Below are 21375 nucleotides of genomic sequence, written 5' to 3' on the forward strand. Positions count from 1 at the left end.
TCCAGTGTCCTGTCAGAGCGAGATGTCGCGCTTCCAGAAAATGAAGTCGTATTGCTGCAGGCGGTCGGCCTTGCACTTGTATTCGCCGCCGGCGGTGGCGACCACCATGTCGAACAGGCCGTTGGCCACGTCCGGCAGCGGCTTGCCCTCGATGACCGGGCCGCAGTCGTAGTCGATCAGGTCCGACAGCTTGCTGGCGACGCGGGTGTTGGACGAGATCTTCAGCACCGGCACGATCGGGTTGCCGGTCGGGGTGCCGAGGCCCGTCGAGAACAGCACCACATTGGCGCCCGAGGCCACCATCGCGGTCACCGATTCGACGTCGCCGCCCGGAGTGCACAGCAGCGCCAGGCCGGGCTTGGCGGTCTGCTCGCCGTAGTCCAGCACGGAGACGATCGGCGAGGTGCCGCCCTTCTTGGCCGCGCCGGCCGACTTCATCGCGTCGGTGATCAGGCCGTCGCGGATATTGCCCGGGCTCGGGTTATCGGCGAAATGGGTGCCGACCGCCAGCGCCTTGGCTTCGAAGTCGCGCATCATGCCGAGGAAGCGGCGCTTGTCGTCGTCTTCCACGCAGCGGTCGATCAGGTTGGCCTCGACGCCGCACAGTTCCGGGAACTCGGCCAGGATCGAGGAGCCGCCCAGCGCCACGATCATGTCGGACACATAGCCCATGGCGGGGTTGGCCGAGATGCCCGAGAAGCCGTCCGAACCGCCGCACTTCACGCCAATCTTCAGGTGCGACAGCGGCACCGGCTGGCGCACCACCTTGTTCGCTTCCTTCAGGTGCGACAGGGTATCCTGCAGCACGGCCTTCATCATCTTCTCTTCACTGTCCCACTGCTGCTGCTCGTACACCAGCACCGGCTTGTCGAAGCCGGCGTTCTGCTTGGCCAGCTCCTCCTTGAACATCTTGATCTGGGCGTTCTGGCAGCCCAGCGAGAACACCGTGATGCCGGCCACGTTCGGATGGTCGGCATAGGTCGACAGGATCTTGCACAGCGAGCGCGCATCGGCGCGGGTGCCGCCGCAGCCGCCGTTGTGGGTGATGATGCGCACTCCATCCACATTCGGGAACGGACGCACGACCGGTTTCGGCGCTTCCATGTCCTCGCCCAGCAGCGACAGCGTGAACGAGGCGAGATCGTTCGACGTATAGCCAAGCGGGCCTTCGAGCGCATTGCGCAGGTGTTCGACGTTGCGGTTCTCGCAGAACACCAGCGGGAAGATCAGCCAGTAGTTGGCGGTGCCGACGCGGCCGTCGGCGCGCACCACGCCGTTGAAGGTGGCGCCTTCGAGGCGGTTCACGTCCGGCGGCGTCCAGCTGTAAGGCTTGGACTCGCCCAGCTCGACCTCGGCCGCGTAGTGCTCGAGATTGTCGGTGGTGACAGCTTCGCCGCGGCGGATCGCATGGGTCGCGCGGCCGACCGGCACGCCATACATGGTCAGGATGTCGCCCGCCACGAACGCGCGCCGCGCCAGCTTGTGCTTGACCTTGATCGGCGTGCTGATCAGGATTTGCTCATCGCCCCAGCTGACGATCTCGCCCGCGGAAAGATCCGACAGGGCGACCAGCATGCTGTCGTCCGGGTGGATGCAGATAACTTTTTGCATTTTTATGCGTTCGCTTTACAGCTTGAAGTAGTTCTTCGCGTTCTCGTAGCAGATGCCGCGCACGATGGTGGACAGCGCCTCGAAGTCATCCGGGTACTCGCCGCCCTCGACCCATTCGCCGAGCTGGCGGCAGACCAGGCGGCGGAAGTAGTCATGGCGCGGGTAGGACGCGAAACTGCGGGAGTCGGTCACCATGCCGACGAACACGCCCAGCACGCTGTGGTTGCCGAAGGCGAGGATCTGGTTCAGGTTGCCGAGCTTGTGGTCGTTGAACCACCAGGCCGGGCCGAACTGCACCTTGCCCGCCACCGAGCCGTCCTGGAAGTTGCCGATCATGGTCGACAGCACTTCGTTCATGGCCGGGTTCAGGTTGAACAGCATGGTCTTGGGCAGCTGCTTGGCCGCGTCCAGCGCATCCAGCAGCGCGACCAGGCCGGCGCTGGTGGTCATGTCCGAGATCGAGTCGTAGCCGGTGTCCGGGCCCAGGGTGTCGAGCATGCGGCGATTATTGTTGCGCATCGCACCGATGTGGAAGCACATGGTCCAATCGTGCCTGGCGTAGACGGCGCCGATGAATTCGAGCAGGCCACGCAGGTACTGGGCGGCCTCGAGATCATCCAGCAGCTGGCCGCCAAGGCGCTTGGCGAACATCGCCTCGAGCTGTTCGGCGGACGCGGCCTGGGCCGGCAGCGGGATGTCGATCGCGTGGTCGGAGATGCGGCCGCCACGCTCGTGGAAGTAGGCCACGCGCTTCTCCAGGGCCTGCATCATGGTCGCGAACGAAGCGATCTTCACGCCCGAGACTTCGGACAGGCGCTGGACGTAGTCGGGGAAGCCGTCCTTATTGATGCGCATCGCGGCGTCCGGGCGGTAGGCCGGCAGCACGCGGGTCTTCAGGCCCGACTTGGCGATGTCGGCGTGCTGCAGCAGGTCGTCGGCCGGATCGTCGGTAGTGCAGGCGATTTCCACCTTGGCCTGCTCCAGGAAGGCCCAGGTGTCCATCTTCGCCAGCTTGGCATTGGCCTGCTCCCAGATCGCATCGGCGTTCTTCGTATTGATCAGCAGCTCGATGCCGAACAGGCGGCGCAGCTCGAGGTGGCTCCAGTGGTAGATCGGATTGCCGATCGCCAGCGGCAGCACGCGGCAGAATTCGTTGAACTTTTCCTTGTCGCTGGCCGGGCCGGTGATGAAGTGCTCGGACACGCCGGCGGTGCGCATCAGGCGCCATTTATAGTGGTCGCCGCCGAGCCAGAGCTCCGCGATGTTGCGGAAGGTCTTGCGGCCGGCGATTTCGCTTTGCTGCAGGTGCGAGTGGTAGTCGATGACGGGCAGGTCGGCGGCCACTTCGTGGTACAGGCGGCGGGCGACGTCGGTCGAAAGGAGGAAGTCCTTGTCCATGAATGGGGTCATTGCTGCGAAGCTCCTTGCGTGAGAGGCGCGATCGCTCGCGCCAAGACTGATATATCAGAAGAATATGCCGAATATATTGCCCGCGCAAGGGCTTCCCGGGGAATTGGTCAGGCCAAACGACCAAAATGACACAGGTAGTGGTCTGGCCGCATCTTTTTTCGGTCAGTCCAATGATTATTTGATCAACTCGCCTTGCCGCAGCTTGCCAAGCATGAAATTTTTTCGGCGGATTGACTAAACAGCCGAGCTGGCGCGCGGATGAGCTGTCCGCGGAAGGCCGGCGATGATATGCTTCGCACACCCGCGGCCGCGGCCGCCCTCCTCGACCCGCACATTCATGCTCGATACCTTTTTCAGGCTCAAGGAAAGCGGCACCGACGCCCGCACGGAAATCGTGGCCGGCGTCACGACCTTCCTGACGATGGCCTACATCATCTTCGTCAACCCCTCGATCCTGTCCAGCGCGGGCATGGACAAGGACGCCGTGTTCGTCGCCACCTGCATCGTCTCGGCGCTCGGCACCCTGGTCATGGGGCTGTACGCCAACTACCCGATCGCCATGGCCCCGGGCATGGGATTGAACGCCTACTTCGCGTTCGCCGTGGTGGGCGGCATGGGCATCGCCTGGCAGTCGGCGCTGGGCGCGGTGTTCGTCTCCGGCTGCCTGTTCATCCTGGTCACCGTGCTGGGGCTGCGCGGCATGATCGTGGCCGGCATCCCGCGTTCGCTGCGCACTGCGATCACGGTCGGCATCGGCCTGTTCCTCGCGCTGATCGCCTTGAAGAGCGCCGGCATCGTCACCGCCAGCGAGCCCACCCTGGTCAAAGTCGGCGACCTGCACAAACCTGCGCCGCTGCTGGCCATCATCGGCTTCTTCCTGATCGTCGCGCTGGACACGCTGCGCGTGCGCGGCGCGATCCTGATCGGCATCCTGGCCATCACGGTCCTCAGCTTTTTCTTCGGCGGGAACACCTTCCACGGCATCTTCTCGGCCCCGCCCTCGGTTTCGCCGACCCTGTTCAAGCTCGACATCAAGGGCGCGCTCTCGTCCGGCATCCTGAATGTGGTGCTGGTGTTCTTCCTGGTTGAACTGTTCGACGCCACCGGCACCCTGATGGGCGTGGCCAACCGCGCCGGGCTGCTGGTCGAAGGGAAGATGGGCCGCCTGAACAAGGCCCTGCTGGCCGACAGCGCGGCGATCGTGGCCGGCTCGATGCTGGGCACGTCCAGCACCACCGCCTACATCGAGAGCGCCGCCGGCGTGCAGGCGGGCGGCCGCACCGGCCTCACCGCGCTGACCGTGGCGGTGCTGTTCCTGGCCGCGCTGTTCATCGCGCCGCTGGCGGGCGTGGTGCCGGCCTACGCCACCGCGCCGGCGCTGCTGTTCGTGGCCTGCCTGATGCTGCGCGACCTGGTCGACATCGACTGGCACGACACCACCGAAAGCGTGCCGGCCGCGATCACCGCTCTGGCCATGCCCTTCACCTACTCGATCGCGGAAGGCATCGCCTTCGGCTTCATCACCTACTGCGTGCTCAAGCTGCTGACCGGTCGCGCGCGCGACGTGGCGCCGGTGATCTGGGTGATCGCCGCGCTGTTTGCTTTCAAGATCATCTACATCGGCGCCTAAAAATTCGGCCTGATGTCACACGCCGCCGCTTTGACGCTACAATATCCACCTCAGCCGCAGCACGCACCCGATTGCCACGCATGCGGGCGACCCACGAAAGACGAGCCAGGACCGGCGCCACGCGCGCCGCGAATGGCTGCCAAGATGCTTATGAAATCTGATTCGCTTTTCGCGCTGGCGCTCGCCGCCGGCTTTGCCGCTTTTGCCTCCCCTGCCTTCGCCGACGTCGTCAACACGATGCCGGCCACCACCCCGGCCGCACCGCCGCAAACACTCAATGTGCACGCGCCGCTGACCGTGAAGGCGCCCGACAAGATGGCTGAAGGCTCCTGGTTCACGTCCGCCGAACTGGGCGCGATCACCACCTCGGGTAACACCAACGGCACCTCCGTGACCGGCAAGATCGACGCCCGCCACGAGACCTCCAACTGGAGCGACGAATACATCGCCAGCGGCTATTTCAAGGAAGACGAGATCCACAACGCCGACGGCACGCGCACCCGCGAACGTTCGGCGGAGCGCTATGCGCTGTCGGCCAAGGCGGCGTTCAAGCTGCTGGGCGAAGGCCAGCGCGCCTTCGTGCTCGGCTCGCACGTGGACGACAAATTCGGCGCCTACACCAAGTATTCGAGCCTGTCGGTCGGTTACGGCTCCCAGCTGTTCAAATCGGAGTCCAAGACCCTGGACGTCGAGATCGGCCCGGGCTATTTCCACGGCGCGCACGCCGCCGCTCCCAGCGAAAGCGGGATGACGGTACGTGGCGCGGCCCTGTTCCGCTGGGCGCTGTCGTCGTCGGCCTGGTTCGCGCAGAACTTCAGCGTGGAGCACGGCACCTCGAACACCCACACCATCGCCGAGACCGCGCTGTCGACCAAGATCAACGACACCATGCAGATGAAGGCCGGGTTCTCCTTGCGCAGCGACACCAGCGTCCCGGTCGACAAGAAGAACACCGATACCCAGACCTCCCTGACGGTGGTCTACTCGTTCTGATCTAGCTGCGCGCGCGGTCGATCGACGGCGTGCCGGCGCCGTATTTCACGAACATGAGCAGGCCGCCGGCCATCGCCAGGTTCTTCATGAAGTTGATCATCTGGCCCTGGTCGCCGGGATGCAGGTGGAACAGGAAGGCTGCAGCCAGCGTGAAGCCGCACAGGGCCAGCGCCACCCAGCGGGTCCAGAATCCGAGCAGCAGCGCGATGCCGCCGCCCAGCTCGACCGCGATCACCAGCGGCGCCAGGATGCCCGGCACGTGCGCGGCTTCCATGTACTGCTGGACGCCGGCGTAGCCAGAGATCTTGCCGAAGCCGGAAACGAGAAAGATCTGCGCCATCAGGATACGGGCGCCTAATTCAAGAACGCGTTCCATGACATGCCTCCCTTGGGTAATTTCAGGCGTGCTCGCGCGACAGCGTGGCGGCGCCGATCCGTGGCCTCGCGGTCAGCAGCAGCGCAACCAGGCTAAGCAAGGCCGAGCTACTCAGATAATACCCGACATATTGAACGCCGTAATTTTTGGCGAGCCATAGCGCGACATAGGGCGCCAGCGAAGCGCCGATGATGCCGGCCAGGTTAAAGCTGAGCGAGGAGCCGGTGTAGCGCACCTCGGCCGGGAACAGCTCGGACAGCAGCGTACCCAGCGGGCCGTAGGTCAGCCCGGTCAGCGACAATCCGAGCACCATGAACACGGTCATCAGGGCCATGTGGCCCGAGCCGAACAGCGGCTTCATGAACAGGCCGAAGACGATGATCAGTACCGACACCAGGATCATGGCCGCGCGCGCGCCACGGCGGTCGGCGATCACGGCCGACAGCGGAATCGTCAGGCCGAAGAACACCACCGACACCAGTTGCAGCAAGAGCAGCTGCTTGCGCGAGAAATGCAGCGGCCCGGTGCCCCAGACCATGGTGAACACGGTCATCAGGTAGAACAGCACGAAGGTCGCGACCGCGAGGAAGGTGCCCAGCACCAGCGCGCGGCGATGATCGCGCAGCACGGCCAGCGCCGGCACGCGCTCCAGCTCCTTCTTGTCGAGCACCGCCTGGAAGGCCGGGGTTTCGGTCAGCGTCAGGCGCACGTACAGCCCGACCAGCACCAGCAGCGCGCTGGCGAGGAAGGGAACGCGCCAGCCCCAGGCGAAGAACTCGGCGTCGGTCAGCGTCGCCGACAACAGCAGGAACACACCGGACGACAGGAAGAAGCCGATCGGCGCACCCAGTTGCGGGAACATGCCGTACCAGGCGCGGCGCGAGGGTGGCGCGTTCTCGGTCGCCAGCAGCACCGCCCCGCCCCATTCGCCGCCCAGGCCCAGGCCCTGGCCGAAACGGCACAGCGCAAGCAGCAGCGGCGCGGCCATGCCGATGTCGGCGTAGGTCGGCAGCAGGCCGATCACGACGGTCGAGATCCCCATCGTCAGCAGCGCCGCCACCAGGGTCGCCTTGCGGCCGATGCGGTCGCCGAAGTGGCCGAAGATGGCCGAGCCGAACGGCCGCGCGAGGAAGGCGATCGCGAACGTGACCAGCGACTGCATGCTGGCCGCGGTGGGATCGGCGGCCGGGAAGAACAGCTTCGGGAACACCAGCACCGCCGCGTTGGCGTAAGTGTAGAAGTCGAAGAATTCGATGGTGGTGCCGGCCAGGCTGGCGAACAGCACCGTCGCCGGTCGGTTGACCGGACGCGCCGCTACCGCGGCCGTCATGCGCCGCCCGCCTTGGCGAGCGCCTCCAGCACCTCGTCGGCATCGGCCGGACGCACCACGCGCGCGACCTCCTGCCCGTCCTTGAGCACGATCACCGTCGGCCACAGCTTGATCTTGAACGAGCGGCCGAGCGCGCGGCCCGGTCCGTCCTCGACCTTGATGTGGCGGAACGACGGGCTGGCGGCCAGTGCGCTGTCGATCAGCGGCTCGGCGGCGCGGCAGTAGCCGCACCAGTTGGTGCCGAAGTCGAGGGCGACGGGGCCGGGCAGCGCGTCGATCGCACTGCGCTCGGGCTGGCCCGTTTCGTAAGGCTGGGTCATGCGTACACTCCTGATCATGCTGATATGGCAAGCGTACCTCAAAAGAGGTATCGCGCACCACCCCAAGCCGCGCGCCGCAGGCGGCCCGAACGTGAAACGGCGAACGGAAGCATGGAGCTGCGGCGCTCACACTGGAACCGGAATCGCTATTCAGGAGGAAGCCATGGCAGACAACCTGAACGACCGCGGCCAGCAGGACCGATCCCGCATCAATATGAACGAGACGACGACGGCGTTTATGGTGCGCGTACTGTTGTGGGGTTCTTAGAACAGCGGGTTACCCGTCGTCGGCTGCTGCTGTTGCGGTGGGGCTTGCGGCAGCGGCGGCAGTGGGCGGACCGGCTGCGGCTGCGGCACCGGCGCTGGCTGCTCTTCGTCCTCTTCAGGCGGCATGGGTGCTTGCGGCGGTTGCGGAACCGGCGCACCCTCGCGCTGCAGATCACCCGACTCTTCCATGTCCTGCTCCGGCTCCGGCTCCTGCGCCCTCTGCACCGGCGCGGCCTTATGCCCGCCCGGGAACAGCGCGTCCTGATCCAGCTTGCCGCTGTCCAGCACATTCTTGAAGAAGTCGCCCACCAGCAGCACCGCATTGTGCCCGCCCTGCCCCCAGTAGGCGCTGCGCATCGCGACGCGCGTGTCGTTGAAGCCCACCCATGCACCCGCGACGAGGTTCGGGTGCATCAGGATGAACCAGCCATCCGCGTTGTTCTGCGTGGTGCCGGTCTTGCCCGCGACGTCCGCCGTGATGCCGAAGCGGTAGCGCACCGCCGTGCCGGTGCCGCGGTTGACCACTCCGCGCATCATGTCGATCAGCGTCACCGCCGATGCCTGCGACAGTGCGCGTTGCGGCGCATCCTTCCCGAATTCCGCCAGCACCTTGCCGTCGTGGTCGGTGATGCTCTTGATGAAGACCGGCGTCCGGTACTCGCCCTGCGCCGCGATGGTCGAATAGCTGTTGACCATTTCCAGCAGCGTCACCGGGCTGGTGCCCAGCGCGAGCGAAGGCACCTGGGCCAGCTTGCTCTGGCGGACGCCCATCGACTGCGCCAGCTTCACGATCGGGCTCAAGCCCACATCCTGCATCACCTGCGCCGTGATCGTGTTCTTCGAGTACACCAGGCCGTCGCGCAAGGTCAACTCGCGGCCGGTGGTGCCGCTCATGTCGGTCGGGCGCCAGATGCTGCCGTCGGCGGCCTTGATGTCGCGAACCGCGTCCAGGTAGGGATGGTCGGGCGTGATGCCGCGCTCGAGCGCGGCCGCGTACACGATCGGCTTGAAGGTCGATCCCGGCTGGCGCGCGGCCTGCGCCACGTGGTCGTACTGGTCGCGCTGGAAGTCGCGGCTGCCGACCCAGGCCTTGATCTCGCCAGTGTTCGGGTCTTCCGCCACGAAGCCCGCTTCAAGCCGGGTCTTGCTGGCCTTCAGGCGGCTCATGAAATCGTGGTCAGCCTTCAGGCGTTTGAACGCCGCATCGTCGGATTCGCCGCCATCGACCGCACGGCGGTAGGCGCCGGATTCGCGCACGAACTGGTCGAGCAGGTCGGCGTGCGAGCGCCAGAAATAGGCGAACGGGGCGACCTCGTCGCGCATGCCGGTGTACGCGCCCACCGAACTGGCGCCGGGAGGCGATGCTTCGCCCCACTCGACGTCCGCCACCGCCTGCAGCGCGTCGGCCTCGCGCTCGACGGCGCGCATCGCGGCCTGCTGCAGGTCGTAGTCGAGCGTGGTGTGCACCACCAGCGCGTCCTGCTGCAGGTTGTAGTCGTTCTCGTCAGCCCACGAGATCAGCCACTTGCGCACGTAGGCGGTGAAATGGTTCTCCTGGGTGTTCTTGTGCTCGGCCTGGCGCGTGAAGCGCACCCGCAACGGACGCTTCACCAGCTGCCTGTAGCGCGCCTCATTGAAGACGCCCACCTTCAGCATCTGCGCCAGCACCACGTTGCGGCGCTCGATCGAGCGGTCGGGATTGGTCACCGGGTTGTAGTAGTTGGTCCCCTTCAGCATGCCGACCAGGGTCGCCGCTTCCAGCACGTCCAGCTGCGCCGCCGGCTTGTTGAAGTAGGTGCGCGCCGCCATCTCGATGCCGAAGGTGTTGTACAGGAAGGGCACCGTGTTCAGGTACATCTCCAGGATTTCGGTCTTGCTGTAGGTGTTCTCGATCTTGATCGCAGTGATCAGTTCCTTGACCTTGCGCGTCAGGCTGCGCGAGCGTCCGATCTCCTCGGGGAACATATTGCGGGCGAGCTGCTGGGTGATGGTCGAGCCGCCCTGGGTATCGCCGTGCAGGCTGGCCAGCATGGCGCCGCCGACCCGGGTGAAGTCGACGCCGTGGTGGTCGTAGAAGCGCCGGTCTTCGGTCGCGATCAGGGCATTGATCACGTTCGGCGAAATCTGCGACAGCTTGACGCGCTCCTGCAGGCCCTGCTCGAAGCTGGCCAGCACCCGGCCGTCGGCGGCCAGCACCACGGTCGGCTGGGCGATGCGCGCCTGTTTCAGGGTCGAGATACCGGGCGTGAAGGGAATCAGCGACACCACGAAGATGGCGCCGGCGATGATCAGGGCCAGCAGGCTCCAGAGAAAGATCAGCGCCGCCTGCTGCGCCGTGCTGCGGCCCTGCAGCCGCGCATGGGCATGGCCGAAGCCCGCCTGCGCCATCCTGGTAGCCGCGTCCAGCAGCCGTTTGCCATGCCGCCGCAACCGGCTACCCCTTGTTTCTTCCTCGGCCACTTGTATTTACCTGCTTCGCTAGAGAGAACGGCAAGTATAGCCGACCCGCTGCCGCTCCACGGTTGGCGGCCTCACTTAGCGCCCGGCTCTTCCTTGGGCGGAATACGGGCCAGCTGGAATCGCGCCAGCGTCGGATACAGCGGCGGGCTGACGGTGCGGGCGACCACGCGCGCCACCAGGGCGCAGGCCATCAGGCTGAGTACCATCGCATGCCCATCCACCATCTCCATCACGATGATGAAGGCGGTCAGCGGCGCCTGTGTGGCGGCGGCCAGGAAGCCGACCATGCCGAGCGCGATCAGGGCAGGCACCTGTGCATGGCTGGTCAGCAGCGCCACGTCGTTGCCGATTGCCGCGCCAATCGCCAGCGATGGCGCGAAGATCCCGGCCGGCACGCCGGACCAGGACGTGATCCAGGTCGCGCAGAACTTGAACAGCGCATAGGCAAACGGCATGGCGCCCGCGCCCTCCACCATGCGGCGGGTCGAGGCGTAGCCGCTGCCGAAGGTGGCGCCGGCGGTGACGATACCGATCGTGGCGACCAGCAGGCCGCACACCGCGGCGAACACCACCGGACGGCTGTTGCGCAGCCGCGTAAAGATGTCCTTGCCCTGCCCGCTCATGGATGCCACCAGCAGCCGCGAGAAGCCGCCACCGGCCAGCCCCGCCAGCACCGTCACCAGCAGGCCCGGCGCCAGCAGCGCCAGTCCGACCTGCTGCGCGTGGATCACGCCGAAATAGGTACTGTTGCCGTGAGCCGACACCGCGATCAGTCCGGCCAGCACGATGGCGGCGATCAGGAGGCCGCTGCTGCGGCGCTCCGGCGAACGCGCCAGCTCCTCGATCGCGAACATCACGCCGGCCAGCGGAGTATTGAAGGCGGCCGCGATGCCGGCCGCGCCGCCGGCCACCAGCAGGCCGTGCGCATTGACCGCGCCGCCGGGCGGCATGAAGCGGCGCGCCTGCAGCATCACTCCCGCCGCGATCTGGACCGACGGCCCCTCGCGCCCCAGCGACAGGCCGCCCAGCAGCCCGCCGGCGGTCAGCACGATCTTGGCGACGGTCAGCCGCAGCGACACGAACAGGCCGCGCACGCCCGACCTGGCCTCCGGCTCCAGTGAAGCCATCACCTGCGGAATGCCGGAACCGGCCGCGCCGGGAGCGACGCGGCGAGTTAGCCACACCACGCCGGCCGCCACCGCCGGACTGACCAGCAGCGGCAACCACCAGTGCGCCGGGTACAGCTTTCCGAACAAGCCGGCCGCAAACTCACACAAAGAGGTGAAGCCGACCACGGTCAGCCCGGCCAGCACCGCCATCGCAACCACCACGCCGCGGCCCCACCACAGGCGCCAGTCGGCGAACTCCCGGCGCAGCGCCGCCCCGGACAAATGCGGGTAATGGCTCATGCGCTGCGCTCCGTTGTGTTCCGAACCACCGAAATCCTGAAACTTTCCGTTATCATGTGTACATGCCTGATCAAATCCAAACCGATACCGCTGCGGCGCCAGTACCTGCTACGCGGGTGCTGCGCCAGTTCCGTATTGTATTCAATGCGGTCAAATCCCATTTCCGCCAGGTGGAGCGGGAAGCCGGCGTCGGCGGCGCCCAGCTGTGGGCGCTTGCGGTCATCCAGCGCACACCCGGCATCGGCGTCACCGAGCTGGCGCGCGAACTCGACATCCACCAGTCCACCGCCAGCAACCTGACGCGCGCCCTGATCGAGCGCGGCCTGGTCAGCGCGGGCCGCGAGAGCCTGGACCGCCGCACCGTCGCGCTGCGCCTGCTGCCGCCGGGCGAGGACGTGCTCAAGGCCGCCCCCATGCCCTTCACCGGCGTCCTGCCCGATGCCCTGTCCTCGCTCGATCCCGCCACGCTGGCCCGCCTCGAACAGGACCTGGGCGCCCTGATCACCGCGCTCGAAGCCGACGAATCCGCCGCCAGCGTGATGATGTCGCAGCAGATGTAGCAAGCCAGGCTTCATCCTCGCCGCGGAAGCGGCGCAAGGCCTCGTCCACGATGCCCTCGGCGCTGCCTGCGTCGTCGAACGCTTCGCGCAGCAGCTGGGCATCGCCTCCTTCATTCGCCTCACGGTACAGGTGCTCCAGCGCGGCCTGGCTGCCGAGCGCCTCGGCATGCGGCTCCAGCCGGCGCAGCGTGGCAAGGATATCTTCGCGCAGCGACAACTGTTCGTGGCTCTGCGGATGGACGATGGTGCCGTCCAGCCCGAAGCGGCAGGCCTGGAAGCGGTTGTAGTTATAGACCAGGTAGTCGTCCTCGAGCGGCGGCGCTTCTTCGCGCGCCAGCAGGTGGCGGCACAGCGCCTGCAGGTAGCAGGCCAGCGCCGCCGCGCGCTCCACCGTCAGCGGCGTGTCGCACACGCGCAGCTCGATGGTGCCGTATTCGGGCTTCGGCCGCAGGTCCCAGTAGAAGTCCTTCATGCTGCGCACGATGCCGGTATTCTCCATCCGCGCGAAGTAGTCGCGCTCGAACGATTCCCAGGTCAGCAGGAAAGGCGCCCGGCCCGACAGCGGGAAGGCGAACACCGAATTCAGGCGCGCCGACGTGAACTGGGTGTCGGCGCCCTGCAGGAAGGGTGAGGATCCGGACAACGCGATGAAATGCGGGATGTAGCGGTTCAGCGCATGCAGCAGGAACAGCGCCTCGTCGCCCGAGCTGCAGCCGATGTGCACATGCTGCCCGAACACCGTGAACTGCTTGGCGAGGTAGCCGTACAGCGCCGACACCTCGCGAAAGCGCGGCTTGGCGAAGATCTTCCGCTGCGACCACTGCTGGAATGGATGGGTGCCGCCGCCGCACACGCCGACATTGAGGCGGTCGCCGGCCTGCACCAGCTTGTCGCGGATCTCGCGCAGCTCGGCCAGCAGTTCCGTATGCTTGCTGTGCACGCTGCTGTTAATTTCGATCATGCTCTGGGTGATCTCGGGCGTCACGTTGCCGGGGAACGGCTTGCGGCCCAGAAGTTCGAGCATGTCTGGCGATGCCGCCACCAGGTCGAAGTCGGACAGGCTGACCAGCTGGAGCTCCAGCTCCACGCCCATGGTCAGCGATGGCGAGGATGCAAAGGTTGGCAATGGCATGTCATTTCTCCCGAACGGTGCGCGCTTCATGCGCGAGCTGGATGGCGCGCTGGGTCACCAGCGGCCCCGCCACTTCCAGCAGCAAGGCGATGGCGGCCAGCGGCGCCAGGCTGTGGAACAGGTCGACGCCGAGGCGCCGGGTCTGCTCCAGCAGCAGGATCGCGAACACCGCCATCGGCGTCAGCGCCAGTCCGGTGAACATGCCCTTGCGGGCGGTGATGCCGGAGACCCGCGCGAACACGGTGCACATCAGGGTCTTGACCAGCGCCCGCACCAGCACCAGCAGCAGGCCGAGCGCGAAGCCGCTCAGCACCTGCCCCCAGGACAGCGTGGCCGCCACGTAGAAGAACAGCAGCACCGACAGCAGGTCGCCCAGCACGCCGAAGTTGCGCTGCGCCGGCGACAGCACGATGCGGCGATGGCGCGCCACGATGCCGAAAGTGAGCGCGGCCAGCACCGGTTCGAACTTGAGCACGTGCGTGAGCAGCACCAGCAGGAACACGGCGATGGTGAACGCCAGCGTGGCGTCGCGTGCGCCATCCTCGAAGGAGCGCAGCCACACCGGGACCACCACTCCGAACAGGCCGCCTAAACTTGCCGATACCGCCAGCACCACCAGGCTGCTCCACGCCGCATGCAGCACGTCGCCCTCGGTCTGGAACACGCCGATCCCGATCACGACGCGGAAAGTGAACACCGCCAGCACGCAGCTCAACGCCGACAGGTGCAGCGCGCGCTCGGTCACCTGGCCGGAGCTGTGCTGCTCGTTGATCACGCGGACCAGGCCCGCCGGCGAGGCCGCCATCGCCAGCGAGGCGAGCAGCGCTGAAGCCAGCGGCGGACGGCCGCAGAAGGTGGCGACGAAATACACGGCGCCAAAGGTGCACAGGCTCTCGGCCAGCGCAGTGATGAGGATCCACGGGTTGTGGCGCAGCCAGCCGAGGTTGATGCGGTAGCCCAGTTCGAACAGCATCAGGCCAAAGCCGAAGTTCGCCAGCAGCAGGAAGGCGCCCGCCTCGGACGGCGGCAGATAGCTGGCGGCGAGATTCCCGAACAGGAATCCGCCAAGGGCGTAGACCGCGATGCGCGGCATGCCGAGGAAGCGGTACAGGATTTCGCCGGCCAGCCACGAGGCGGCCAGCGCGAACGGCCAGGCGAGTTGGTAAAGCGGGGAGAGGAATTCGATCATGCAGTCTTTGGGAAGCCAGGGGAAGCGCCGGACTGATCACCGAAAAAATGCCCCCGGGGAAGGTTCCCGGGGGACCAAGAGGCGTGTTTATCCCCTCATCGCTGATCGAGATTGCCATCCGAAAGATGACGTTCCGACCGGCCTATACTGCCCGAAATTGTTTCCTTTCGCAACAATTTTTACCCTAACGTAGGACAAGTCCTACTTAACTTGCGCGATCTCGCAGGAAGACTCCTTGCCGTGCACCCGGCAGGTATTGCGCTCGCGGCCGTCGCGGTCGCGCACGGTCACCAGCCAATCCTGCGGGCCGGTGCGCTCCATCGTCATGAAGCCGAAACCGTCGATCCATGAGCTCATGTGCTGGACCACGGCGCCCGGCGCCGGAGTCTCGCTGGGCGGCACGGCGGCTGGCAGCGGCAGGATGTCTTCGTCGGTGCCGGAGAAGCCGGCCACGAACTGGGTCGGGAAACGGCCGCCGAAACTGGTCTGCTCCCACAGGTGCACGTGGCCGGACAGCAGCACGCTGATACCGGACGGGAGGAAGTCGGGTTCCACGTCGCCGAAGGCTTCCAGAAGCCCCTTGTCACCGCCAAACAGCGAAATCGCCTTGGTCTTCTTGTCCTCGGTGGCGCCGAACGCGAACAGCGGATGATGGTCGAGCGCGATGTTGTAGCCGGCCTGGCGCGACAGTGCCTGCACCTTGCGCAGCGTGTCGGCGTAGATCGCACGGCGCGGATCGCCCGCCTTGAAGCCCTTGTAGCTGGTATTGGCGGTGTCGAACACGATGATCTGCGCGCCCGGCCCGATCGGCACCGCGTACGGATCGCTGTAGTCGCCGACCAGGTCGTCATTCGGGTCGTCACACATGCCGTTCGGCTTGATGGCGTGCGGGTCGAGGTAGCGCCACCAGCCCTGCCCGGCGCGATCGCAGCTCTCGTGATTACCACGCGCGACCAGCCACGGCGCGGCGTGCAGCAGCGGCTTCGCCGGCTGGAAGAAGTCGGCGTTCCAGGCATCCCAACCGTAGCCCCAGGGGCTGCCCTTGCAGCCGGGACGGTCCGCGGGACAGGGTTCTTCGCGGTAGTGGAAGTCGCCGACGTGGATCACCAGGTCCGGCCCGAACGCTGCCGCCGCCGCCGCGATGTGCGCGAACGGGAAAGCTTTTTCGTCATTGCAGTCCTGGACCTCGTGGTTCTTGATGCGGCAACCGGTATCGCCGATCACGACGATTTTTTGTGGCTCGGCCTTCGGCAGCGGCAGCGCGCGCCCGGCGATAAGGACCTGGCGCGCGCCGGCGGGAATCGCGGCTTCGCAGCTCATCACGGCAGTGGACGCAGGCTGGTGGAGCCTGGCGCCGGGGCGCGGCGGGATGGCCTGCAGCGGCGAGCGCACATTCATGGCGCGCGCATGGCCATCGACCGACAACGACGGGCACGCGGGCGCGGTGGTGATCGCGCGCGCGATCGCCTTGCCCTGCTCGCCCAGCACCACGAAGGCGGCTTCCGGCTCGGCCTCGTGCTTGATAAACGATGCGCAGCCGGACAGCAGCGACAGCGCGAGCAGAGTCAGGGCGCCTGGGCCAAAAGTCGATGATTTCATAACAAGATGGGATGCGAAAGGGTGAAATTTACCATACGGATTCCAGTGTTGGGAGAATGCATATTTCCTTTGGAGAATAAGCAAACAAGCAAAGTGTATTGGCGGGCAAGTTGCCGCGGCTGCTAGGCTTCGAACCTCTGCAACAAGTTGTGAAAGAAGAAAAATGAACCAGACCCTCCGCCACGCGCCGCGCCTCACGGTGCTCGCACTCAGCCTTGCCGGCGCCTTCAGCGCCCACGCCCAGACCCAGGCACCCGCCGCCGAAGAACAACAGATCCAGCAAGTGGTCGTTACCGGCACCTACACCAAAAACCGCCGCACCCTCGATTCGCAATCGCCTGTCGACGTCATCGGCGCCAAGGAACTGCAATCCACCGGTTCGACCGAGCTGGCCACCGTGCTCGGCCGCCTGCTGCCGTCGGTGAACTTCCCGCGCCCGTCCGGCGCCGATGCCAGCGATGCCGTGCGTCCGGCCCAGCTGCGCGGCCTGTCGCCTGACCAGGTGCTGGTGCTGGTCAACGGCAAGCGCCGCCACACCTCCGCTGTCATCAACGTCAACGGCACGCTCGGCCGCGGCTCGGCGCCGGTCGACCTGAACGCGATCCCGCTGGAAGCGATCGACCACATTGAAGTGCTGCGCGACGGCGCCGCCGCCCAATACGGCTCGGATGCGATCGCGGGCGTCATCAACATCATCCTGAAAAAAGGCGCCAAGGGCGGTGACGTCGAAGCCGGCTGGGGCGAGTACCAGAAGCACGACGGCAAGCAGTGGACTCTGAAAGGCAGCACAGGCTTCGCGCTCGGCGACAACGGCTGGGTGAGGCTGGCCGCCGAAGTGGCGGACAAGGACCCGACCAACCGCGCCGGCGCCGACTTCCGCAATCCGAAGGAGCCGCTGTACGGCCAGGTCACGCAGCGCCTCGGCGATCCGGAAAGCCGCCCGCGCACGCTGTTCGTCAACAGCCAGTACCGCATCAACGACGACCTCGAGTGGTACGGCTTTGCCAACTACGGCCACCGCTATACCTCGGCCGCCGCCACCTGGCGCACTGCTTACAACGGCGGCGCGCTGCGCTCGCCGACCATCTTCCCGAACGGCTTCCTGCCGCTCGAGGACAGCACCTCGACCGACAAGTCGGTGGTCACCGGCCTGCGTGGCGAGCTGGCCGGCTGGCGCTGGGACGCGAGCCTGAACTACGGCAGCAACGAGTTCAAGCTGGACCTCGACAACACCATCAACCAGACCCTGGGCGCCGCCAGCCCGACCCACTTCCATGCGGGCAGCCTGCAAGCGGCCGAGAGCCAGTTCAACCTCGATGTGGCACGCGAGGTGCCGGTGTCGTACTTCAGCGGTCCGCTGACGGTGGCGCTGGGTTACGAGGCGCGTCACGAGACCTACAAGATCGGCGCCGGCGAGGAAGCGTCGTGGACCGGCACCGGCTCGCAGGGCTTCGCCGGCTTCCGTCCCGAGAACGCGGGCAAGAACGGCCGCAACAACCAGTCGCTGTACCTGAACCTCGAGGCTGACGTCACCGAGCAGCTGTCCGCCGGCCTGGGCGTGCGCCACGAGCACTACACCGATTTTGGCGACACCACCTCGGCCAAGGCCTCGGCGCGCTACGCCTTCACCAAGGCGCTGTCGGTGCGCGGCACCGCCTCCACCGGCTTCCGCGCGCCGTCACTGGCGCAGCAGGACTACACCATCACGACCACCAACTTCATGGTCGTCAATGGCGTGAACACGCCGGTCGAAACCGGCACCTTCGCGGTAGGCAGCCGCGCGGCATCGGCGCTGGGCGCGGTGCCGCTCAAGCCCGAGAAGGCGCGCAACCTGTCGATCGGCGTGCAGTACCAGCCGTCGGCATACTTCACGACTTCGGTCGACCTGTACCGCATCGATATCGACGACCGCATCCTGTTCTCGGCCAACCTGCAGCTGCCGGATGCGCTCAAGGCCATTCTCGCGGCGCAAGGCTACACCGTGGGCGCGGCGCGCTACTTCACCAATGCGCTCGACACCCGGACCAAGGGCGTGGATGTGGTCAGCACCTACCGCCTGCCGCTGCAGCAAGGTGCGCGCGTCGACTTCACGGTCGGCTACAACTACAACCAGAACGACGTGCGCCGCGTGGCTGCCAATCCGGCGCTGCTCACGCAGTACAAGCTGCTGCTGGTCGATCGCCAGACCATCAACCGCACCACGGTCGGTTCGCCGAAGGACAAGCTGAGCCTATCGACGGATTACACCCGTGGCCAGTGGAATGGACGTGCGGTGGTCACGCGCTACGGCCGCTTCACGGTGCCGCAGAACGATGCGACGCTGGACCAGCAGTATGATCCGCAATGGGTGCTGGATCTGTCGGCCAGCGTGAAGGTGGACCGCAACTGGCGCCTGAGCGCAGGCGTCGACAACGTCACCAACCGCTATCCGGCACAGATCACGTCGAAAGGTAACCTGAACAACGGCGGCATCCAGCCGTACAGCGGGTTCGCGCCGAATGGCTTCAACGGCCGCTTCTTCTACGCGAAAGCAGGATATAGCTGGTAAGCCTTGTAGCTGAAGTTTAACCAAGAACGTCGTTCCCGCCTCCGCGGGAACGACGAACCGTATAGTTCAGGTTCCGGGCTTCGCCGCAGGCGCTTGCTTCGCACCGGGCTGTTCGTTCCCGTAGGTCTTGACCAGATAGTCCACCATCGCCGGAATCTCCGCGTCATCGAACTGCGCGGCGAACGGCTTCTTCATCTTCTTCACCGTCGCCTCCCAGTATGCCCGATTCATGCTTGGGGGCTGAGTGGACGGATACTGCGCCGAGTGGCAGGTCATGCAGTTCTTCTGCACCAGCTGGTAGCCCGGCAGCGTGCTCGGCTTGAACGTCGCGGTCTCGGGCGGCAGGTTGATCTCGACCGCGTGCGCAATCGCCAGCGCCGAGGCCAGCGCCGCGAACAGGACTGCTCGTTTCGTCATCGTCATGGCAGCCTCCTTACACCGCGACCACGCGCGTGGTCTCGACCACATTGCGCATGTAACCGGGCGGATTCCACAGCGCCGTCATCGGCTGCGACTGGCCGATGCGGTTCACGGCCCTCACCTTCAGCTCGTGCCGCCCCTTCGGCAGCCGCACCGTGGCCGACCACTCGCGGAACGAGAAACGCCCGAGATCCTGCCCCAGCCGTGTCTCCATCCACGTGCGTCCGCCGTCCAGTGACAAGGCCACGTCGGCGATACCGTAACCGCCATCGAACGCAATCCCCTTCACCACGACGGACTGCCCCGCCTTCACCTGCGCGCCATCGGCCAGGCTGGTGATGAAGGAGCGCACGTCGAAGCGTTTGATTGGCGTCGTCTTCGCCATCGCGGTGCCCGGCTGGATGCAGGCGCAGGAATTGTCCGGGATGCGATAGGCGTTCGCCATCCAGAACCCGTCGAACACCTTGTCGAGTACCTGGATGTCATTCACATGCTTGACCCAATAGGTGCCGTAGTAGCCCGGCACCACAAGACGCAGCGGGTAGCCGTTCAGCACCGGCAGGTCGGCATTGTTCATCTGCCAGGCCAGCAGCACCTCGCCATCGAGCGCATGGTCGATATCGAGCGCCTTGATGAAGTCAGGGCCGCCAGGCACCGGCGGCATGTCCATGCCGTTGAAGCTCACCTGCACCGAACCGGCCTTCACGCCCGCACGTTCCAGCACCAGCTTGAGCGGCACGCCGGCCCAGCGCGCATTGCCCATCGCGCCGTTGCCAAGCTGGCCGCCGTTGACGCGCGGCTGGAAGAAGCCGCGGCTGTTGCCCGAGCACTGGTTGACGGCAACCACGTCCGCCCCGCCCATCTGCTTCAGCTCCGCCAGCGACAGCTCCAGCGGCGAGTTGACGTTGCCGCCGACATGCAGCCTGAAGGTGCCGGGATCGATCGAGGTGGGAATGCCGCTCCAGTGGTAGCGCACGAAGAATGCGTCGTTGGGCGTGATGATGTTGTCGTTGAAGATGCCGAACGGCGTTTCGAGCTGCGGCGGCCTGCTGGTCAGCAGGATCATCGGCCGCTTCTGGGGAAACGCCACCAGCTCGCGCTCGCCGTTCTCGAAGCCCAGGTTGACCGTCTTGTTGGCCGCCAGCGCATCGCGCCCGAGCGCGCCCAGCGCCGCCGCTGCGCCAAGTGTGCCTGCCTGCCGCATCACCGCACGGCGCCGCCGGCCGTGCGGGTCCATCGAATCGCTACCCATGTCCGCCTCCCAATCCAAGTCTATTTGTATTCAGGGCTACCGAATTGCGGCTCAGTCTGGGTGCTTCATTGGCTGAGCAATATTACGCTAGCACCAATGTCGGGCTGGCACAAGAGAGTTTCGACCGGCGCGGCCCCGGCCCCCAATCTCCGCCACTCTCACTTTGACTCTCCATCGAGTTCGCGACTTCTTAATTACTCTCCTGCGAACTCATTTACAGCTCAGCAGTCAAAACTAAGACGGAATAAGCGCAATTTAGATTTTTTCCCTCACCCCGTGAGCGCACTCGAGGCGAAATGAGAGGCCCAAAACCCCACGCGAGCGCATCGGAGCACATTTGAGCGTAAACAAGCATTGAGGAGAGAACCCGTGTCCAGTGCTCCCCGAGAGGTCTTCTGGCATGTGTACATCCCGTACGAGGTCTTTGTCGATGTGTGCCACTACATGACAGAAATTGGCTACAAGCGAACGATCGGTGACCTTACTGGAACTGTACTGCGGGAGTGGCCGCTTGAGAGTCGCCGAAAAGGCAAGGCAGGTGGGTCGCAAATGCGTCCAATCACGAGTGGCTACCAATGGAAGCGCTTATTCCTACCAGAAGGAACGATGCTCAGGACCGTATTCAAGCATCGTTCGTACGTGGCCCAATTAAATGGCGACCAGTTGCTCTACGAAGGAGAAGCAATGACGCCGACAGATTTCGCGAACATGCACGGCGGTGCGCGGCGAAATGCTTGGCGAAACCTGTGGCTGCTCTTCCCAGCAGAACATGAGTGGAAGCTGGCCGACGATTGCCGGTCAACACGCCCGTCCAGAACGATAAGGAAGGACGAGGACGTTTGGCGCTAGCCGACTGGGCCGAACGCCGC

Annotated in this window: 17 protein-coding genes; 5 read left to right on the forward strand and 12 right to left on the reverse strand. The window is 65.7% G+C overall.

Annotated elements, in window-relative coordinates; all coding sequences use genetic code 11:
- Positions 1 to 12: 12 nt before the first annotated feature.
- Together NX778_RS05405 and uxaC are read right to left on the reverse strand one after the other, a co-directional pair.
- On the reverse strand, positions 13 to 1611 hold the full coding sequence (locus NX778_RS05405) for a UxaA family hydrolase (RefSeq protein WP_258810639.1): 1599 nt from the start codon (positions 1609 to 1611) through the stop codon (positions 13 to 15).
- Positions 1612 to 1626: 15 nt separating this feature from the next.
- Positions 1627 to 3021, reverse strand: coding sequence for a glucuronate isomerase (gene uxaC, locus NX778_RS05410; protein ID WP_258810640.1), 1395 nt, complete (start codon positions 3019 to 3021; stop codon positions 1627 to 1629).
- 337 nt (positions 3022 to 3358) lie between these two features.
- Here uxaC and NX778_RS05415 point away from each other — a divergent pair, with 337 nt between their 5' ends.
- Together NX778_RS05415 and NX778_RS05420 are read left to right on the forward strand one after the other, a co-directional pair.
- Complete coding sequence (locus tag NX778_RS05415) at positions 3359 to 4651, forward strand: NCS2 family permease (RefSeq protein WP_258810641.1); 1293 nt, start codon at positions 3359 to 3361, stop codon at positions 4649 to 4651.
- A 150-nt stretch (positions 4652 to 4801) separates the two neighbouring features.
- Positions 4802 to 5644: a DUF481 domain-containing protein gene (locus NX778_RS05420; RefSeq protein WP_307727911.1), complete on the forward strand. Its 843-nt coding sequence runs from the start codon at positions 4802 to 4804 to the stop codon at positions 5642 to 5644.
- Position 5645: 1 nt separating this feature from the next.
- Here the strand turns inward: NX778_RS05420 and NX778_RS05425 are convergent, their stop codons facing one another.
- From NX778_RS05425 to NX778_RS05445, 5 genes are all read right to left on the reverse strand, one after another.
- Entirely contained in the window at positions 5646 to 6020 is a 375-nt protein-coding gene (locus NX778_RS05425) for a DoxX family protein (protein ID WP_258810643.1), read from the reverse strand.
- Positions 6021 to 6042: 22 nt separating this feature from the next.
- Complete coding sequence (locus tag NX778_RS05430; protein WP_258810644.1) at positions 6043 to 7350, reverse strand: MFS transporter; 1308 nt, start codon at positions 7348 to 7350, stop codon at positions 6043 to 6045.
- Complete coding sequence (locus tag NX778_RS05435) at positions 7347 to 7670, reverse strand: thioredoxin family protein (RefSeq protein ID WP_258810645.1); 324 nt, start codon at positions 7668 to 7670, stop codon at positions 7347 to 7349. The genes NX778_RS05430 and NX778_RS05435 overlap by 4 nt, the downstream gene beginning before the upstream one ends.
- Positions 7671 to 7934: 264 nt before the next feature.
- The gene (locus tag NX778_RS05440) at positions 7935 to 10367 is read right to left on the reverse strand and encodes a penicillin-binding protein 1A (RefSeq protein ID WP_307727912.1); all 2433 of its coding nucleotides are present in this window, start codon (positions 10365 to 10367) and stop codon (positions 7935 to 7937) included.
- A gap of 101 nt (positions 10368 to 10468) precedes the next feature.
- A complete protein-coding gene (locus tag NX778_RS05445; RefSeq protein WP_258810646.1) occupies positions 10469 to 11806 on the reverse strand; it encodes a chloride channel protein in 1338 nt (445 codons plus the stop codon).
- A gap of 62 nt (positions 11807 to 11868) precedes the next feature.
- On the opposite strand from NX778_RS05445, the gene NX778_RS05450 reads away from it, so the two are divergent.
- Positions 11869 to 12366: a MarR family winged helix-turn-helix transcriptional regulator gene (locus tag NX778_RS05450; protein WP_258810647.1), complete on the forward strand. Its 498-nt coding sequence runs from the start codon at positions 11869 to 11871 to the stop codon at positions 12364 to 12366.
- On the opposite strand, the gene NX778_RS05455 is transcribed toward NX778_RS05450, so the two are convergent.
- From NX778_RS05455 to NX778_RS05465, 3 genes are all read right to left on the reverse strand, one after another.
- Positions 12308 to 13498 carry a YbdK family carboxylate-amine ligase gene (locus NX778_RS05455; RefSeq protein WP_258810648.1) on the reverse strand — a complete coding sequence of 397 codons (1191 nt, stop codon included), beginning with the start codon at positions 13496 to 13498 and terminating at the stop codon, positions 12308 to 12310. The two genes, NX778_RS05450 and NX778_RS05455, sit on opposite strands and share 59 nt — an antisense overlap.
- Position 13499: 1 nt before the next feature.
- Positions 13500 to 14687, reverse strand: a complete 1188-nt coding sequence (locus NX778_RS05460) for a cation:proton antiporter (protein ID WP_258810649.1) — start codon at positions 14685 to 14687, stop codon at positions 13500 to 13502.
- A 201-nt stretch (positions 14688 to 14888) separates the two neighbouring features.
- Complete coding sequence (locus NX778_RS05465) at positions 14889 to 16286, reverse strand: metallophosphoesterase (protein WP_258810650.1); 1398 nt, start codon at positions 16284 to 16286, stop codon at positions 14889 to 14891.
- A 163-nt stretch (positions 16287 to 16449) separates the two neighbouring features.
- Here NX778_RS05465 and NX778_RS05470 point away from each other — a divergent pair, with 163 nt between their 5' ends.
- The gene (locus tag NX778_RS05470) at positions 16450 to 18834 is read left to right on the forward strand and encodes a TonB-dependent receptor plug domain-containing protein (RefSeq protein ID WP_258810651.1); all 2385 of its coding nucleotides are present in this window, start codon (positions 16450 to 16452) and stop codon (positions 18832 to 18834) included.
- A gap of 66 nt (positions 18835 to 18900) precedes the next feature.
- On the opposite strand, the gene sorB is transcribed toward NX778_RS05470, so the two are convergent.
- Together sorB and sorA are read right to left on the reverse strand one after the other, a co-directional pair.
- On the reverse strand, positions 18901 to 19257 hold the full coding sequence (sorB, locus tag NX778_RS05475; RefSeq protein ID WP_258810652.1) for a SorB family sulfite dehydrogenase c-type cytochrome subunit: 357 nt from the start codon (positions 19255 to 19257) through the stop codon (positions 18901 to 18903).
- A 10-nt stretch (positions 19258 to 19267) separates the two neighbouring features.
- Positions 19268 to 20491 (reverse strand): SorA family sulfite dehydrogenase catalytic subunit, encoded by a 1224-nt coding sequence (gene sorA, locus NX778_RS05480; protein WP_370661316.1) that lies wholly within the window; start codon positions 20489 to 20491, stop codon positions 19268 to 19270.
- Between the two features lie 384 nt (positions 20492 to 20875).
- Here sorA and NX778_RS05485 point away from each other — a divergent pair, with 384 nt between their 5' ends.
- Positions 20876 to 21355: a hypothetical protein gene (locus NX778_RS05485; protein WP_258810654.1), complete on the forward strand. Its 480-nt coding sequence runs from the start codon at positions 20876 to 20878 to the stop codon at positions 21353 to 21355.
- Positions 21356 to 21375: the final 20 nt, after the last annotated feature.

This window comes from Massilia terrae (assembly GCF_024753145.1).
Classification (GTDB): Bacteria; Pseudomonadota; Gammaproteobacteria; order Burkholderiales; family Burkholderiaceae_D; genus Telluria; species Telluria terrae.

Bases quoted from the DNA above. Each gene is read 5' to 3' on its own strand.
- NX778_RS05405 (WP_258810639.1), bottom strand. From the start codon at position 1,611: ATGCAAAAAGTTATCTGCATCCACCCGGACGACAGCATGCTGGTCGCC.
- uxaC (WP_258810640.1), bottom strand. From the start codon at position 3,021: ATGACCCCATTCATGGACAAGGACTTCCTCCTTTCGACCGACGTCGCC.
- NX778_RS05415 (WP_258810641.1), top strand. From the start codon at position 3,359: ATGCTCGATACCTTTTTCAGGCTCAAGGAAAGCGGCACCGACGCCCGC.
- NX778_RS05420 (WP_307727911.1), top strand. From the start codon at position 4,802: ATGAAATCTGATTCGCTTTTCGCGCTGGCGCTCGCCGCCGGCTTTGCC.
- NX778_RS05425 (WP_258810643.1), bottom strand. From the start codon at position 6,020: ATGGAACGCGTTCTTGAATTAGGCGCCCGTATCCTGATGGCGCAGATC.
- NX778_RS05430 (WP_258810644.1), bottom strand. From the start codon at position 7,350: ATGACGGCCGCGGTAGCGGCGCGTCCGGTCAACCGACCGGCGACGGTG.
- NX778_RS05435 (WP_258810645.1), bottom strand. From the start codon at position 7,670: ATGACCCAGCCTTACGAAACGGGCCAGCCCGAGCGCAGTGCGATCGAC.
- NX778_RS05445 (WP_258810646.1), bottom strand. From the start codon at position 11,806: ATGAGCCATTACCCGCATTTGTCCGGGGCGGCGCTGCGCCGGGAGTTC.
- NX778_RS05450 (WP_258810647.1), top strand. From the start codon at position 11,869: ATGCCTGATCAAATCCAAACCGATACCGCTGCGGCGCCAGTACCTGCT.
- NX778_RS05455 (WP_258810648.1), bottom strand. From the start codon at position 13,498: ATGCCATTGCCAACCTTTGCATCCTCGCCATCGCTGACCATGGGCGTG.
- NX778_RS05460 (WP_258810649.1), bottom strand. From the start codon at position 14,687: ATGATCGAATTCCTCTCCCCGCTTTACCAACTCGCCTGGCCGTTCGCG.
- NX778_RS05465 (WP_258810650.1), bottom strand. From the start codon at position 16,286: ATGAAATCATCGACTTTTGGCCCAGGCGCCCTGACTCTGCTCGCGCTG.
- NX778_RS05470 (WP_258810651.1), top strand. From the start codon at position 16,450: ATGAACCAGACCCTCCGCCACGCGCCGCGCCTCACGGTGCTCGCACTC.
- sorB (WP_258810652.1), bottom strand. From the start codon at position 19,257: ATGACGATGACGAAACGAGCAGTCCTGTTCGCGGCGCTGGCCTCGGCG.
- sorA (WP_370661316.1), bottom strand. From the start codon at position 20,491: ATGGACCCGCACGGCCGGCGGCGCCGTGCGGTGATGCGGCAGGCAGGC.